15 protein-coding genes and 2 pseudogenes are annotated in these 15,848 nt (G+C 33.1%); 1 reads left to right on the forward strand and 16 read right to left on the reverse strand.

The window, feature by feature from the left end; genetic code table 11:
- Positions 1-99: 99 nt before the first annotated feature.
- The 5 genes and pseudogenes from HMPREF9088_RS06580 to HMPREF9088_RS12665 form a co-directional block, all read right to left on the reverse strand.
- Positions 100-624: a sugar-binding domain-containing protein gene (locus HMPREF9088_RS06580; protein ID WP_169309445.1), complete on the reverse strand. Its 525-nt coding sequence runs from the start codon at positions 622-624 to the stop codon at positions 100-102.
- Positions 625-646: 22 nt separating this feature from the next.
- Positions 647-1,447 carry a MurR/RpiR family transcriptional regulator gene (locus HMPREF9088_RS06585; protein ID WP_007208391.1) on the reverse strand — a complete coding sequence of 267 codons (801 nt, stop codon included), beginning with the start codon at positions 1,445-1,447 and terminating at the stop codon, positions 647-649.
- 41 nt (positions 1,448-1,488) lie between these two features.
- Positions 1,489-2,880 (reverse strand): sialidase family protein, encoded by a 1,392-nt coding sequence (locus tag HMPREF9088_RS06590; RefSeq protein ID WP_007208392.1) that lies wholly within the window; start codon positions 2,878-2,880, stop codon positions 1,489-1,491.
- On the reverse strand, positions 2,880-3,020 hold the full coding sequence (locus tag HMPREF9088_RS12225; protein WP_007208393.1) for a hypothetical protein: 141 nt from the start codon (positions 3,018-3,020) through the stop codon (positions 2,880-2,882). The genes HMPREF9088_RS06590 and HMPREF9088_RS12225 overlap by 1 nt, the downstream gene beginning before the upstream one ends.
- 9 nt (positions 3,021-3,029) lie before the next feature.
- Positions 3,030-4,149, reverse strand: a pseudogene (locus tag HMPREF9088_RS12665) (DUF4091 domain-containing protein).
- Between the two features lie 199 nt (positions 4,150-4,348).
- Here HMPREF9088_RS12665 and HMPREF9088_RS06605 point away from each other — a divergent pair.
- Positions 4,349-5,668, forward strand: coding sequence for an IS1380 family transposase (locus HMPREF9088_RS06605; RefSeq protein WP_007208396.1), 1,320 nt, complete (start codon positions 4,349-4,351; stop codon positions 5,666-5,668).
- Positions 5,669-5,864: 196 nt separating this feature from the next.
- Here HMPREF9088_RS06605 and HMPREF9088_RS06610 read toward each other — a convergent pair whose 3' ends face one another.
- From HMPREF9088_RS06610 to HMPREF9088_RS06665, 11 genes and pseudogenes are all read right to left on the reverse strand, one after another.
- Positions 5,865-6,221, reverse strand: a complete 357-nt coding sequence (locus tag HMPREF9088_RS06610) for a hypothetical protein (RefSeq protein WP_007208397.1) — start codon at positions 6,219-6,221, stop codon at positions 5,865-5,867.
- Between the two features lie 2 nt (positions 6,222-6,223).
- Positions 6,224-7,126: an ROK family protein gene (locus tag HMPREF9088_RS06615; protein ID WP_007208398.1), complete on the reverse strand. Its 903-nt coding sequence runs from the start codon at positions 7,124-7,126 to the stop codon at positions 6,224-6,226.
- Between the two features lie 15 nt (positions 7,127-7,141).
- Entirely contained in the window at positions 7,142-8,059 is a 918-nt protein-coding gene (locus HMPREF9088_RS06620; RefSeq protein ID WP_040366623.1) for a dihydrodipicolinate synthase family protein, read from the reverse strand.
- A 17-nt stretch (positions 8,060-8,076) separates the two neighbouring features.
- Positions 8,077-8,766 carry an N-acetylmannosamine-6-phosphate 2-epimerase gene (locus HMPREF9088_RS06625; RefSeq protein ID WP_007208400.1) on the reverse strand — a complete coding sequence of 230 codons (690 nt, stop codon included), beginning with the start codon at positions 8,764-8,766 and terminating at the stop codon, positions 8,077-8,079.
- Positions 8,767-8,781: 15 nt separating this feature from the next.
- A pseudogene (locus tag HMPREF9088_RS12670) lies at positions 8,782-9,230 on the reverse strand (NanQ anomerase/TabA/YiaL family protein).
- Positions 9,231-9,345: 115 nt separating this feature from the next.
- On the reverse strand, positions 9,346-9,963 hold the full coding sequence (locus HMPREF9088_RS06640) for a YesL family protein (protein WP_007208403.1): 618 nt from the start codon (positions 9,961-9,963) through the stop codon (positions 9,346-9,348).
- 23 nt (positions 9,964-9,986) lie between these two features.
- On the reverse strand, positions 9,987-11,327 hold the full coding sequence (locus HMPREF9088_RS06645; RefSeq protein ID WP_007208404.1) for a sialidase family protein: 1,341 nt from the start codon (positions 11,325-11,327) through the stop codon (positions 9,987-9,989).
- Between the two features lie 79 nt (positions 11,328-11,406).
- Positions 11,407-13,125: a type 2 periplasmic-binding domain-containing protein gene (locus tag HMPREF9088_RS06650; RefSeq protein WP_007208405.1), complete on the reverse strand. Its 1,719-nt coding sequence runs from the start codon at positions 13,123-13,125 to the stop codon at positions 11,407-11,409.
- A gap of 43 nt (positions 13,126-13,168) precedes the next feature.
- Positions 13,169-14,062: a carbohydrate ABC transporter permease gene (locus HMPREF9088_RS06655; protein ID WP_007208406.1), complete on the reverse strand. Its 894-nt coding sequence runs from the start codon at positions 14,060-14,062 to the stop codon at positions 13,169-13,171.
- A 15-nt stretch (positions 14,063-14,077) separates the two neighbouring features.
- Positions 14,078-15,040: an ABC transporter permease gene (locus HMPREF9088_RS06660; RefSeq protein WP_007208407.1), complete on the reverse strand. Its 963-nt coding sequence runs from the start codon at positions 15,038-15,040 to the stop codon at positions 14,078-14,080.
- Positions 15,040-15,702 (reverse strand): SGNH/GDSL hydrolase family protein, encoded by a 663-nt coding sequence (locus HMPREF9088_RS06665; protein ID WP_040366629.1) that lies wholly within the window; start codon positions 15,700-15,702, stop codon positions 15,040-15,042. The genes HMPREF9088_RS06660 and HMPREF9088_RS06665 overlap by 1 nt, the downstream gene beginning before the upstream one ends.
- Positions 15,703-15,848 lie beyond the last annotated feature (146 nt).

Consider the following 15,848-nt stretch of genomic DNA (forward strand, 5'->3'; position numbering starts at 1 on the left):
GAAGGCACTCTCTTCGGCTTTTCGGTGTCTACTGAAATCAAGGTATTAATGGGAATAACAGCCTAAATCATAGATACCGTAAGGGATTTTATTCTTTATTTAAAACTTTGCAACAGAACCAGAATTAATATCGAACGCTTGCTGAGCATGACTAATTTGAGAAAATCCGACAAATTTCCCATTAATGTATACATAAAAACAAGAATCAACTCCTTCAAAATGTAACGTAATATCATTCTGAAGACTTTCAATATTAAAATTGCGACGATAAATTCCTACTGGATTATCCTCTGGAACATATGGAGGATTATATGGAATCGGATATCTCACATTGGTATATTGATTATAATCGTATCCGTACATCTGCCAAACGCTTGGCACAGGAATCTTTTTAGAAAATATCGTAGTTTTATTAAGCCACTCATCCACTTTCACTGATCTTACATTTGAACAATATTCAAAATCCCAATTTCCATTTAAGTTTTTAAATAAACTTGAATCTTCTCTCTTAAGAGGGTCCTTTTCTTTGTCTAAATTAGAAAATGGAATAAAGTAACTTCTCTGAGGTAATGTATTTACATGCAATGTCTCTAATGATTCAAAATAATTAACTAAAGATGTCAATGTCATATATACTCCTACCATTTTATTGTTTTGTAATTGCTGAAATAGTTCTACTCATCTTTTTACTTAACGTCTTATCTTCTAGCAAAATAGTTGATAGAAGATCAATTTGATACATAATAGAAAACTGTGTATTAATAAAATTATCATTTCCTACAAATAAAGAACTATATCCTTGAATTAGAATATCTGAAATATTTCCTAAAGCACTTTTAGGAAAACAGGTCATTCCAACAATAGTAGCCTTATTTTCTTTTGCCAGTTTCATTGCATTATTGACTTCTTTTGTTTCACCAGAAGCAGAAATACCAAACACTAAATCTCCAGGCCCAGTAATAGAAGAATTGATTACCATCATATGAGAATCTGCACTACTAATAGTATTTAATCCCATTCGTAATAAGCGCTGAGAAAATTCAGCACCACTTAAGCCTGAACTTCCAACTCCGAAAACAAAAATTCTTTTAGCGGACTTAATTTTTTTCACAACATCTTGTAGTTGGTCTAAATCCGTCATTCCCTCTGTTTTTTTAATTACTGTATAATAATAATTATAAACAGTATCTTTTATAGTATCTGATGATTTTGACAATAGAGTGTCTCTTCTGACATTTAACTTTATTTTTAACTCTACAAAACTTTCACAGTTTAATTTTCTAGCAAACCTAGTTATGGTTGCTCCTGAAGTCCCTGTTAATTCTGCTAGTCTAGAAATATTAATATTAGCTATGGTATCAGCGTGGTTCAATAAGAAAGTGGCAATTTGTTTTTCTTTTTCGGAAAAATTTAAGTAGTTATCTTGAATTTCTTGCTCAATAGTCATTTCATACCTCCTATAGTGGTTTAATATCAGTATGGGAGAAATTAGTAATCTTTACTATAAAAATCGTTCATTAGTTCTTCCAGTTTAAAAGAAACTTGCTGAATATAGCAAAGATCTGTTCTAACATCACCTTCCCAATTTTTCGAAAATGATTCGTCCCAATGGCCGTAGCTAACTAATACTATTTTTCCATCCTTAAATGTGGCAGCGCCAGCATAACCTGTATCTCCTCCATTAACATTAGGAGAAAAATCTTTTCCTAAGCAAATCCGAAATCCTGAGTTTTTATTTTTAATTGCATCTGAAATATTGCCCGCCCAAAGCATCCAGTTTCCTGCTTTCCAATCCTCTTCATCTTCAATAAATCCCGTTCCGTTTAAATCGTAACGAATTTCGCGAAATGAAACTAAAAGGATTCCAGTTATTGGATCAAAGAAAGGTTTGTGACGTTCTCCAGCTAAATAAGCAGGTAAAAATTTGGGCTTCGACCAAGTATTTCCTTCATCTTTAGAAATAATATACGTTGATAAATGACGATGAGATTGACTTCGGCAAAACCCAATAATTTGTTGATTATTTCTAATCATTCCGACCTCGCATATTTGATACTCTTTTTCCAACTGACGATAGTCGTTTAAATAAGGTTCAGGATCGCTCCAGCATTCTTCTCCACTTTCATCAAAGGTAAGGTGCGTTTTATAGTTTATAAACTCATTATCTTGATACACCCCTAACCATTCGTCAATCCATTTTCCATTTTTATCCTTTAATTGAATTAGACTCGCCATGGCTACAATACAAAAATTTTTTTCGCCATTAGGCAAAATCGAATGCCAGTGCTTATACTCACTCCAAGTATCACCATTATCTATTGAAATTGAAGTATTCCAGCCTGTTGTATAATTACCCCAAACTCCAGGACATGCACTAATCATAATAATTATTTCTTGACCATCACTTTTTTGTAATGTATGGATTGTTGGCGTTTCTTGTGAATCTTCCCATGATTTTGGTATGTCAAACTTTTCTTGCCACGTTTTGCCTTGGTCATCACTTATTTTCATCACAATGGGTCCTTTCCCATGACCAATAGGATACGCTATTATTAATCTTCCAGTTTTAGTTTGAGTTAAATCAGGTTGCCCAAGATATTGTCTTGAGGTGTGTGGAGATTTCTCTATGATAGATTGATACTGTTTTGAAAGATCGTATTCTGGTATCGAGACTTGATAGGTATTTGCCTGTTTAACACAAATACTAATAGATCTTGATTTATCACTCGCTTCATCCGTAATACGAAGTATTGTTTCTCCACATTTTTTTCCAAAAGCTACACCTTCATTTATTGACAAAACAGAATCATCTTCAACAAGATATGATGTATATTGCGGATTATCAAAAATTTTTTTCTGTCCTAAAAGAATAGTCTCCATTAAATTTCTCCTAATTTGTTTTGCAGTATCTCAAACTGCTTTATAAAGTTTGTTAGTTCTTTTTTTATTTTATTATATTTTTCTCTTTCACCGTAAGGGTCTTTGGTTATAATCGCCTGTCCTTCCAACCCATCGAACATCACATTTATTTACCTTTTTAAAGTTAAAGATTGAGAAGACAATTGTTTTAGCTTTATAATCATTTGAAAAGCTTCTTGCATCTTCATTAGTCGCAAAGAGGAAACAATATTTGTTTTTTCTTGTGGGTAGACTAAAAAACAATCTCCTGTTTCAAACGCATTGTGTGTTGCATCTACTTGAGGATTTTCGACCCATGCATCATAAGCCCAACGTAAAAAACCATTAGAATTCTTCCCTGCGTTTATCACTGACCAAAAACTTTCCCATGGGCTAGAATAAAGGTAATTTCCTGGAAAATGTTCTGTACAAGAATAAATCGAAAGACTACCTTTTATATATTTTTTCCCCTGATTATTTGCTTCAGATTTATCTAATGACGTGTCACTAATAGATAGATCTGTAAAATACGAAAGATACTTATAATGAGCTTTTACGTTATCAACGCATCCAAAAAGTTTAAAATTGATGCCTTCAGTGGTCTGCAATTCATCGAGAAGATCAAAAACTTCTTGATGAATTCCACGTTCATCTATACTTAAATAGCATTTATTCCACCATTTTTTCTTTTAAATGATGATATAAATCTATTAAGAAAACTTGCCATAATTTATTAAATCTTTCGCTCCCTATTTTGTATTTTTCATATATCAAACGATTATTTTCATAAAAATAAAAACCTTCGTGCCACGGAGAAATACTAAAAAGGCGAATTTTCCTTGCCATGCCTTGAGAGTCCATCCATGAAACCCATTTATCAAAGTCTTGATAATCAAAACTAAAATTATTCTCCTCTTTTATCCATTTAATCATAGAAGGGTAACGTATTTCAGAGTTTCCATATGTTTGTCCTCCCCATGGATCTTCACAAATTGAACAAGTTGTAATATCTCCGCCAAGTTCTTTATAAAACAATAAATCTTTTTTTAAATACAAAAAATGTTCTTGAGAAAAGGGCTCAACATTAAAATATTCAGCTATCCGATAAGGATATTGCCATAGTTCACATTCAAAAATCTGATGATAATCTTTTGATTTGGGCATCACTTTATCTATTACATTTAGTTGTATTACTACTTCTTTTTTTTCCTCTTTTTGGGAGAAAACAATTGGTAAATCGTACAGTCCCATTTCACAATTTTCGTTCGTAGTAAGTTTAACAATAAATATATGCCCCTGAATAATTCATACTTTGACTTCAAACCGTCTGAAACTGCCTAACGGCAGTCTTCATTTACTTTTTCATTTTCACCTGTTAAGTGATGCAAAAAGAACCCCATTCTGATATGGTAAAGGTGTCGAAACCAACCATAAGAAAGGAGTTCTTCTCATGACTAGCTTACACAAAAACCAGGTAGAATTCAATTCAAATTTGACTATTTCACATACAGGTGGTCGCTTATCGAGTGATTCGGGTTTGGTCTTAGTTAAAGAGGTGATGAATACCTTCGACTTTTCACACGTAGCTAAACAGTGGCTCCATATTAAAGACAAACGTGTTTACTTCACACATGATAACTTAGCGATATTAGAACAACTCATTATGCAGTTAATTGCTGGGTACTCGGCAGACTCATCAGCTAATCTATTAAGACAGGATCCAGTCTTTCAAGCTGTACTCGGTAAAAAAGAGTTGGCCTCACAATCGTCAATCTCACGGTTTTTAGATCGTTTCACCGAGGAGAACATGGATCAACTCCAAGCATTAAATCAGTCGCTGATTGATAAAGCGCGTTTGATTCGCAATGACACCGAGTTAATCATTGATGTCGATTCCACACATTCGGATACCTTTGGACGCCAAGAACAAACAGATTATAATGCCCATTATCAAACCTACGGCTATCACCCATTAGTTGCATTTGACGGATTGACCGGAGATTTCCTAAAAGCTGAACTGCGTTCAGGCAATCAGTACACGTCTAAAGGGGTAAAAGCCTTTATCGACCCGCTGTTACACCACTACAAGAGCACGTTACCTCATACCGAGATATTGGTTCGGGGTGACAGCGGCTTCGCCACACCAGAGGTGTATGAATCTTGTGAAGCAACTGAAAGCCAGTACGTTATCCGATTAAAGAGCAATCGGAGGTTAAGTCAGTTAGCTGAACACTCTGTTCTTTATGGGGATAATAAAAAATGGGAAGACCGAGAAATACAGTATTTTTCACTCCCTTATCAAGCACAATCTTGGTCAAAACCCCGTCGCGTTTGTATTCGATCAATCCGTGAAGCAGGAGAGCTTCTTTTTCACCACGCATTCATTGTGACGAATCTATCCGATAATGTCTCGCCTGAAGTCATATTCTCTCTTTACGGCAAGCGTGGAACAATGGAAAATTTCATCAAAGAAGCGAAATCAGGCTTTTATTTTGACAAAACAGATAGTCCGCGTTTCCTGGAAAATCATGTCAGAATGATGATCAGTGTCCTGGCTTACAACCTCGTCAATTTTTTAAAGACCATTGGATTTGAACAAGTGAATCGGGGGATAACGATTCATTCTATACGATTGACATTGCTTAAAGTTGCCGGAAAACTCGTTAAAACAGGTAGACAAGTCTATCTCAAACTGTCGAGTTATCATGTGTATCAAACTGAATTTTATAAGGTTTTTGAACGCCTACGGCGATCTAGGCAATGGATTTAGGCTAGTTATCGTAAAAATTTTTAACCTATTTTTCCAAGGGGTCAGTCTGCCCTTAAATAGACAAATAATTTTTATTATAGCCTTCTTCCGTATATATCCTGTTCGAAAACACATTATTTTGGAAGAATGTATCTGCCTAATTTAAATATAAGCACTTTGTTCAAAAAAATAGCTTAAATTTAAAGCTATGAATTATTCAGGTATGCCAACCATTTTTTAAAGTTTCTTGTCTATATGGTGTTAACATGTCATAAACTTTTTTATAATTATTTTCTGTTTTAAATGGAAGTTTTCTCGTTTTACTACCGTACCCAAGATATTCTCCTACATAAGCCTCAGTTTTTTCAACATGATAAACATCAATGTGATAATTACTTGACAGCGATTCTTCTATAACAACTGGACCATCAAATGAGAGAAAAACGCCAACTTGGAAAAATAAACAATCCGCTTTCCAAATAATGGCGTTTTCTACTTTTTTGAAAGTCTTAGTATTAAACAACGCTTTCGATACATCGTAACGCTGATTGGAATCTAAAAAACTAACTTTCATAATTATACCTCTTTAAACATTATAGGTTGACGTTGCTTAAAATGATAGAAAGCACCTAACATACCCGCGCTATTTTCATAAGTTGCGAAAGTAATTTTTGTTTTGTTCAACACAACTTCAAATAAATATTTTTCTAAAGATTTTCGTATTATTGGTTCCAAATAAGACTTCTGACTCATTATGCCACCGCCAAGTACGACTGTCTCAGGGTTAAAAGCATAGCATAAATTACTTATTCCTTCTCCTAAAAATTCACACATTTCTTCAATTGATTCTTTACATACCTTATCGTTTTCTTTAGCTAAAGAAAAAATTTTTTCACCGTTCCAATTAGTAACAGACTCGCCCTTACGTTTTGAGACGTTTTCAACTAGACTAGTAGTAGAAGCTAATTTTTGAAAATTACTATTTCGTAGATGCATATAGCCTATTTCACAAGCAGAAAAACTATACCCATTGTATAACTTTTCTTTTTGAAAAAAGCTTCCACCGATTCCTGTCCCAATGGTTAGGCACAAAGTAGATTGACTATTTTTTCCACTTCCAGAAATCACTTCACATAACCCCGCACAATTAACATCATTTTCAACTTCACATGGAATAGAAAATTCCTTTTCTAACACTCTTTTAAAAGCAGTACCTTTAAAATTGGGGATTGTTGGGCCAGAGAAAAAGACTTCCCCTTTCTCTGGATCAATCATTCCTGCTGATGATAAACAAATGCCCGAAATATTGTGTATTTGGATAGTTTCATGCACAATTTTTTTTATGGTTTCTATAATAAAAGGCCCACCTAATTCTGATTGCGTCCTTATGCTAGATTTACTTAAAAAACTTCCCAATTCGTTTACGATACCATATTTAATTGACGTTCCTCCAATATCACAAACAACAAATTTTTTCATATGCAACTCCAGTAATTATAAAAATTCTTTTTTGGTTTTTTGAATCATCATAGCTGCTTCTTTAGCAATTGCAATATCTGATTCATTTAAATTAGTTAATGGTTCACGTACTCCGCCAATATTTAAGCCTTCATTAATACGCAATATTTCTTTAATCACTGCATACATGTTGCCATATCCAGAAACCATTTTATAAATAATTTCATTAATAGCATATTGTAATTTACGTGCAGTTTCATAGTCTTTATTTTCAATTAAATTATCTAATTTTAAAAATAGTTCTGGCATCGCTCCATAAGTGCCCCCGATTCCAGCTCTGGCTCCCATTACACGCCCTGAAATAAACTGTTCGTCCGGACCATTAAAAACAATATAATCCTCACCACCATCAGCGACAAACATTTGAATATCTTGAACTGGCATAGAAGAATTTTTTACCCCAATAACTTTAGGATTTTTTCTCATTTCAGCGTACAAGTTAGTTGTTAGTTGGACACCTGCAAGTTGAGGAATATTATAGATTATAAAGTCTGTATTTGGAGCAGCTGAACTCATAGCATTCCAATAGTCTGCGATTCCGTATTCAGGTAGTTTAAAATAAATAGGAGGGATAGAAGCAATTGCATCAACACCTAGGCTTTCTGCGTGTTTTGCCAATTCTTGGCTATCTTTTTTATTGTTACAAGCAACGTGGCAAATTACTGTCATTTCCCCTTTTGCAACTGCCATAACATTTTCTAAGACTTTTTTTCGATCTTCAACAGACAAATAAATACATTCTCCAGAAGAACCGTTAACATATACACCTTTGACTCCTTTGTCTAGATGATACTGCGTTAACGCTCTCACACCTTCTGCACTAATTTCTCCATTTTCATCATAGCACGCATAAAACGCTGGAATAATTCCTTCATATCTACTTAAATTTCTCATTTTATTTTTCACCCTTCTTATATACAATTTATTGATTCTACAAAATTTTGAGTAATCAATTGTGGACGTGTAATTGCAGAGCCGACTACTACACTATAACACCCCAACTCTAAAACACGCTTGGCTTTTTCAGGAGTATTAATATTTCCTTCAGCAATTACCGGATGTTTCACTTTACTCAAAATATTTTTAATAATAGCAAAATCGTCTTTATCAACTTTTAGTCCCTTGCTTTGAGAAGTATAGCCAATCATCGTTGTTCCAATAAAATCAAAACCAAGAGTATCAGCATAACAAGCCTCTTCTAAAGTTGAACTATCCGCCATTAATTTTTGTTTAGGATATTTTCTCCTAATTTGACTATAAAACTCTTCTAATGTTAATCCATTAGGACGCAATTTTTGTGAGACATCTAAAGCAATAATGTCTGGTTTGACCTCCATTAATTCATCAATTTCTTTCATAGTAGCTGTGATATAAATTTCTGAATCACTATAGTTTCTCTTAACAATTCCAATAACAGGAAGATTAACAACTTTTTTAATCTCAGCTATGTCTTCTTTTGTATTAGCCCTAATGCCTGCAGCTCCACCCATTTTAGCAGCTTTTGCCATCCTTCCCATTATAAAAGAAGAATGTAGGGGTTCATCTGGTAAAGCTTGACAAGAAACAACGAGTTTTCCTTTAATATTTTGCACATTATTCATTATTTCACCTGCTTTCTATGTCATTTTGACTTTACAAACTAATTTTTTTATAGTCTTTTCTTTTTCGTTTATCAACGTTGGTTTATGTGCTTCATAAGGAAAAATCATTAAAAAAGTATTAACTTTCAAAGCTATGCTTTGAGCAAGGCTTGCTTCACATACTCCAAAATCCGTCTCATCATTGAAACTAACCGTTTTATAATCATTATTTCCTATTAAAATCTTCTCAGATCCTATTATATCTATTTGAATATCCATAAAGTTATGATGAACTTCATAAGTAATATCATTTTCTTTTTTGTACTAGCTTCCATAACAGTACACCATATTTCATCTTGCTTTATTACATGATCTCCCAAAGATAAACTATTTAAATCTTTTGATTTTAAAAATTTGATTGCAATATCAAGATTAGGATGGATATTTAGATAGCGATGGATGTGAGTAACATCATCATATATCATTATTTTCTCCTTTGTATTCGTTTTCTCTACTCATTATACTTCTTGAAAATAATTTTATCAATAACATATTAGAGAAAATAATTTTCTTTTATTTACAAAAAAAGATACCGCACATTTAACGCGTTATCTTTTTTTCAATTTTTTTAAATCTATGATTGGCAATTCGCATTATCAAATCACAGACTGCAGCAAAAGCAATAAGGAAAAGTAAAATTAAAGATTTTTTAATAAGCCAACTTATTATAAAAAAAATAATAAACATAGCCAATGTGTGTATTGGGGAGGATAACATCACAACGATAACATGTCTAAACAATTCTTTTAAAGGAATATCAAACTGAGAATAAACTGGAATCGTATATATTCCAACAAGACTCCACACTACTACTACGGCATAAGATATCCAAAAAAAAGCTGTTCCTATTGTTCCACTTAGTAACAAAGAAGAACGAAAATTGACAACTACTAGTATTTCAATAGCTAACCAAAAATAACCAACTAAATTAGCATTTTTAAAATCTTGTTTATAACTTTCAAAAAATTTTTTTCGAATAGAGAAAGTTTCTCCTCCCCGAATAAGACTTCTAGATGTTGCGAACATTGCAAAAGTTGCAGGAAAAATCCCGGCAATAATAAATCCTCTTAGTACGCCTATCACCCACCAGAATTGAATCTCTACTAGTTGTGATAACCATGTTAATACTTTCATTAATGGACTGTCTGGATGAAACATTGCCGAACTCCCCCTCTTGCAGTTTATGCCATAATTTCTTCAAGTGATAATTCTAAATAAATCGATTCAACTAAACCACTTTTTTCTTCTTCGCCTTCATAGATAATACCTAAATTGCCGTTTCCCAATTGAGTTACAGAAGAATACATAAACTCTCCATGTTCAAAACATTTTTCATATGGCCATGTTTTTCCTCCATCAAAACTTAATTTTACTGTTCCATATTTTCTCTCTGTTGCAGAATCTGGTCCAACAAACACTAATATATCTTTTTCAGGTGCACTACTATCATTATATTTAATAATACTAAATTGACAAATAGGATTGGTTAACTCTTCTACAAAAGAAACCTCTCCAAAAGTCTGTCCTCCATCATGACTTTCCGCTTTGCAAACACAACCTTTATAATAATGATTTCTCATATATAACACAACCGTGCCGTCATTAAGTTCTACAACTTGATTTTCAGTTAGTTCATATTTGTGACTATCATTTCCAAGCAATTCACTAGAAAAATCCGTTGCGTCCATTTTGCGTCCATCATTAGGAGACTTCCCACGTTGCCAAGTTACTCCATGATCGTCACTATAAATTAAACCACAAGAGAAAAAGTTAGTGCCATTGGTGTAGTACATAGGAAATAACAATCGGCCTTTATATCCTCCATGTTTCAATTGAATACCTACTCCAGGTCCTGAACCGATAAATCGCATCCATTCGTCTTTTACTTGCAGATTCAAATCAACTGGCTTCGACCAAGTTTTACCTTGATCATTACTCTTAATTAATTGTAAAAAACTAGTCGAAATTTCAAAAAGATGATTATCTTTTTCTTCATCAAAGATCTCATAAATCGTGCCGATTTCTTCGCCATTCAAAAACAGACGTCCTTCAGAGTCCACAATATAAGCTGTTTTTTTATTATTTTTTAATTCGTATACAGAACCATCTGATGATAAATAAAATGGTTGATGCAAATTATTAATTAATTGTTTCTCTCCTGTTTTTAAAAATCCTTTTCCTTGTGTACTCTTTAAGCACCCTACGCCTCCTGGAGAATGGGAATACATAATAAAAATAGTTCCTGTTTCTTGATCTTCCAATAAACAGGTGTCAATTGCTGCTGGTCCTTGCAATCCTTCTCCTAAAAATGAAACAGTCGTTTGAACAGGTTCCCAACTTTTTCCTTGATCAAAGCTTCGACGTAAAACACTATTTATTTTATTAGGATTATCCCTTTGATTTACAATTCTTGCATCGTTTGTTGCTAACAATATATTTTTCTTTGTATTAATTAATGCTGGTATTCTATACGCTTTTGAGCCATTCAATCCAGGATAAAAAATACTTACCTTATTTTTCAAATTAATCCTTCTTTCTATGTTGTCTATTTATTACATAAATAGAGAACTGAACCAAAATGATTCAGTTCTCTCCATTTAATTATTTAACTTTACCTTCTCTTAAATCACTAACTAGTGGCGCTTTTTCATTTTCGTCCATAATCGCTTGTCCACCACTTTCTTTCCATTGCTTAACATAACTATCCCATTTTTTTTCAATGTCAATATCTCCTACAATTCCCTTCATAAAGAACTCATCAGAAATTGTTTGAAGTTGGGCATTATACCGATCGCCTAGTTCTTTAAGTTCCGTTTCTTGGAATAAATCGTATTTATATGGGCGAAGGGCCAGTTTTTCAACAACTTCAGGTTTGTTGAAGAAATCATTCATCAACTCTAAGGTCTTAGGATAAGTTAACCAAGTTAAATGTTTTCCAGGATATGAACGGAAATTGTATGCCCAAAAACCCATATTACCTTCTTCAGATGGAAATTCAGGTCGAACAACTAAGGCAGAATTTCCCTCTTCACCTTGCCAATCGGAGTGAGTTCCTGGTTCACCATACAATGTCCAGTATGAATCATCACTATATGTCATCCAATCGAATAATTGTAGATAACGAGCTAATTGTTCATCAGTAACTTTTTTAGAAATTTGCATTCCATCACCAAGTAAAGTAACTGGTGTCCATGAAGGCTCGCCTTGTTTTCCTTCAGGTCCTGTTTCTGGAGCACAAACAAGAACTTTAGCGTTAGGATCTGCCTTTAAAATATTTTGAGGAGCTCGTCCATCTGTCCAAGCCTCTTGAGCAATATAAGCACGTTGAGTAACCCAGTAACCAATTTTTCCAGCCTTGTATTTATCCCAAGCTGTTTTTTCTTTCATAGTTGTCCATTCTGGATCAATAAGTCCTTTTTTCTGCCAGTCTGCTAATTTTAACATAGCTTGTTTATAACCATCATAAATATCAACACTCACTAATTTACCATCGTTTTCTAGATTCATTTCTTTAGCAAAGCCATAAGCGCCGAATAGAGTTTTATTCCAATTACTATTATCATTCCAAGGGAGCATACCGTAAGTATCATCTTTTCCATTTTCATCTGGATCATTTTTAGTAAATGCAGTTAATATTTTTTCCAACTCTTCAATTGTGTAACTTTTTGAAGTCATATAAATACGATCTCCGTTATTAGAACTATCGCCGACAGGTTTAGCGTCTTCTGGAATTTCAATTCCTAGTTTCTCCATCCAGTCCATACGAAGAGTTGGTGCCCATAAAATACCATCTGTATGAGATTGAAGACCTAGTAATGATACATATTCGTCTTTTGTTCCTGGAGCAAGATTCATTTTCCATCCAAGACCATTATTTTCTTCATCCAACATTTTACAGTAGTTAGGTGCATACTTTTCAAGCATCGCTTTTGGAATTGTTCTTGTTAAACCTTGATTATAATAATCAGCCGCACTCATGCCTCCTGTTGTAAAGGCAAACACATCAGGTAAATCTCCAGAAGCCACCATAACAGAAGTTTGTTGAGCATCCCACGTATCTACTTTTGTATTTTCAATTTTAATATTAAATTGTTCTTCTAATTTTTTTTGTACCCAATTTCCATCTTCCACTTTACCCCTAGTGAATGATCCAGAAAGTTGTAAAGGAATCTCTTCACTAAAGTCCCCTGCCTCTGGAAGTTTGCTAACATCTACGTCCGTTTTAGACGGCGATTCAGCTTTTTTTCCGCCACATGCAGACAGCATTAGCATTGTCGAAAATAATGCCATTGCTCCTGCTAATTTTTTCATTTTTTTCATACTTTAATTCTTCCCTTCCTTTATTTTTATATAAAATGCATTGTTACCCTTTCACAGCACCTAATTGCAATCCTTGAATAAAATATTTTTGAGCAAATGGGTACACTAAAATGATTGGTCCAATAGAAACCATAACTGTTGCTGCGCGTACATTAGCTAGTAGCAATTCAGAAGATTGTATGCCTACCCCAGAAACTTGCGCTTGTAAATTTGTAGAATCCACATCCATAATCATCGAACGAACCAAAGTTTGTAATACTTGTAAAGACTTATCTTGAACATAAATTTGCGCAGCAAACCATTCATTCCATAGTCCTACTGCAGTCCATAACGCAACTGTCACCACAATAGGTTTAGATAGAGGTAAAACAATCTTCATTAATACTTGAAATGGTGAGGCACCATCCATAGTTGCTGACTCTTCAATTTCAGGACTAATATTAGTAAAAAAATTCCGTGTAATGATGACATACATAATGTTTAAGACGCCAGGTAAAATTAATGCCCATCTTGTGTTGATTAGTCCAATATTTTTTATCAATAAATATGTTGGAATCATTCCACCAGAAACAAACATAGCAATAACAAAGAGAGCCATAAATAATCCCTTAAAAGGCAAATCCTTTCTTGATAGCGGATATGCTGCTAATACTGTCACTGCCACTGTTATAAGCGTTCCTAAAATCGTACGCACAATAGTGTTCCAATATGCTAATCCTACATTTCCATAGCTGAAAATATATTTATAAGCATCTAATGACCATTTTTTTGGCCATAAAGAAATCCCTAAACTCGAACTTGCATCTGCTGCAGTAAACGAAACGACGATTTGGTTCCAAAATGGATACAAAATAATAATTGAAAAAAGAAGTATTAAAAACATATTCACATAATCAAACGCAGTATTCTTTTTTCTTTTAGATTTTAATTTTTTCATCTATAAATATCCTTTCTAAATAATTGATTGATTAGTTAATTTCTTAACAATACCATTAGATCCTACTACTAAAACTAATCCAACAATATTTTTAAATAATCCAACAGCTGTAGCGTAATCCATATTGAAGTTTTCTAAACCTACACGATACACATATGTATCAATAATATCGGCTACTCCGTAAACTTTTGGATTGTACATATTTAAGATTTGATCAAAACCAGCATTTAACACTGAACCTAAGCGCAAAATAAACATAACTAAAATAATAGGCATAATGGAAGGAAGTGTAACATTCCAAATTTTTTGCATTCTTGAAGCTCCATCTAAATCGGCAGCCTCATACAATGCTGGATTCACACCAGTCATAGCTGCCAAATAAACAATAGCACCATAACCAATACTCTTCCATATATCAGTTCCAATTAACACCGGAACAAACCAATGTTCATCAGCTAAAAAATGAATCGGCTTACCACCAAATAATTTAACAATTTCATTTACTACACCACGGTCTGGTGAGAAGACTTCAATTACCATTGCACCAACAATAACCCAAGACATAAAATAAGGAAGATAAGAGATTATTTGATTCACCTTTTTAAAACGAACATTACGAATTTCATTTAGTGCCACAGCAAATAGAATTGGTGCTGGGAATCCAATAATGATTTTTAAAATACTAATCCATAACGTATTTTTGAAAGCTCTAATAAACATAAAGTCAGAAAACATAACTTTAAAATGTTCAAAATTATTCCAAGGGCTGTCCATAATTCCTAATCCTGGAGAAAATTTTTTAAAGGCAATGAGAACTCCATACATCGGAATATAGTTGAATATAATTAAAAATATTAACGGTATTAACAGCATAATTAGAAATGGCCAATTCTTTTTAAGCCTAACCTTTAAAGACTGTTTTTTTTCTTTCTTTTTTCTTTTTAATACTTTCTTTTCCTTGTGTAATGACATCTCCATTATTCATCCTCCTTAATAAATGGTTTTAAAAATGAAATTAAATTTTGCGATATTTTTTCATATCCTAAATTATTTAAATGGAAATAATAACCGACCTTTTCATCATCATCAACAAAATAAGTTGAAAAGTTCAATATATTAAATCCGCTTTCAAAATATAAATCGCAGCAAGACAAGCTATATAAGCTTGCAATTTTTTTAATTGTTTGAGGAAACTTCTCTGGCATAATGCCTAATTCTTTTTTATAGACTTTATATGGAATAATTAAAATTATTCGTTTTTCAGGATACCGTACTATTACATCCTCCAGCATCTTTTGATATGCTCCACAAAATGTTTCTTCATTAAAATCTGAATCAATTTCTTCGATTTTTCCAAAAGTACTATCAGGCATTTTATTAAAGTTATTTACGCCACCAAAATAAAGCACTCCTGAAAAATCTGAAAAATCAAATCTTAAGGAACGTTGGCAAATTTGTTGTATGGTGTCCCCCGAAACTCCTTCATTTTTAACAGTAATTCCCAACTCCTTTTCCAAATAGTATTGGTAACCATTAACTTTCACTCCAGGCTCTTTTGTAAAATCTAAGAATTTTTGTCCATGGTACCAAGTAATTGAATCACCAAATGCAACCCAATTTTCTTTCGATTTTTTTTTCATTTTTTCGCCCCTATTAAAACGCTTTCTATTATGGTTAGAATATATCATATGAAAATAATTTTATCAATATCTTTTTTAAGAAAAAAATTTTCTGTGAGATTTTTTTAAAGTAACAAGTTAAACGTTATTCATCTACAGCTTTTTTA

Origin of the sequence: Enterococcus italicus DSM 15952 (genome assembly GCF_000185365.1) — a bacterium.
GTDB classification, from domain to species: Bacteria; Bacillota; Bacilli; order Lactobacillales; family Enterococcaceae; genus Enterococcus_G; species Enterococcus_G italicus.

Bases quoted from the DNA above. Each gene is read 5' to 3' on its own strand.
- HMPREF9088_RS06610 (WP_007208397.1), bottom strand. From the start codon at position 6,221: ATGAAAGTTAGTTTTTTAGATTCCAATCAGCGTTACGATGTATCGAAA.
- HMPREF9088_RS06660 (WP_007208407.1), bottom strand. From the start codon at position 15,040: ATGGAGATGTCATTACACAAGGAAAAGAAAGTATTAAAAAGAAAAAAG.
- HMPREF9088_RS12225 (WP_007208393.1), bottom strand. From the start codon at position 3,020: ATGTTCGATGGGTTGGAAGGACAGGCGATTATAACCAAAGACCCTTAC.
- HMPREF9088_RS06655 (WP_007208406.1), bottom strand. From the start codon at position 14,062: ATGAAAAAATTAAAATCTAAAAGAAAAAAGAATACTGCGTTTGATTAT.
- HMPREF9088_RS06585 (WP_007208391.1), bottom strand. From the start codon at position 1,447: ATGACTATTGAGCAAGAAATTCAAGATAACTACTTAAATTTTTCCGAA.
- HMPREF9088_RS06615 (WP_007208398.1), bottom strand. From the start codon at position 7,126: ATGAAAAAATTTGTTGTTTGTGATATTGGAGGAACGTCAATTAAATAT.
- HMPREF9088_RS06605 (WP_007208396.1), top strand. From the start codon at position 4,349: ATGACTAGCTTACACAAAAACCAGGTAGAATTCAATTCAAATTTGACT.
- HMPREF9088_RS06590 (WP_007208392.1), bottom strand. From the start codon at position 2,880: ATGGAGACTATTCTTTTAGGACAGAAAAAAATTTTTGATAATCCGCAA.
- HMPREF9088_RS06650 (WP_007208405.1), bottom strand. From the start codon at position 13,125: ATGAAAAAAATGAAAAAATTAGCAGGAGCAATGGCATTATTTTCGACA.
- HMPREF9088_RS06665 (WP_040366629.1), bottom strand. From the start codon at position 15,702: ATGAAAAAAAAATCGAAAGAAAATTGGGTTGCATTTGGTGATTCAATT.
- HMPREF9088_RS06640 (WP_007208403.1), bottom strand. From the start codon at position 9,963: ATGTTTCATCCAGACAGTCCATTAATGAAAGTATTAACATGGTTATCA.
- HMPREF9088_RS06620 (WP_040366623.1), bottom strand. From the start codon at position 8,059: ATGAGAAATTTAAGTAGATATGAAGGAATTATTCCAGCGTTTTATGCG.
- HMPREF9088_RS06625 (WP_007208400.1), bottom strand. From the start codon at position 8,766: ATGAATAATGTGCAAAATATTAAAGGAAAACTCGTTGTTTCTTGTCAA.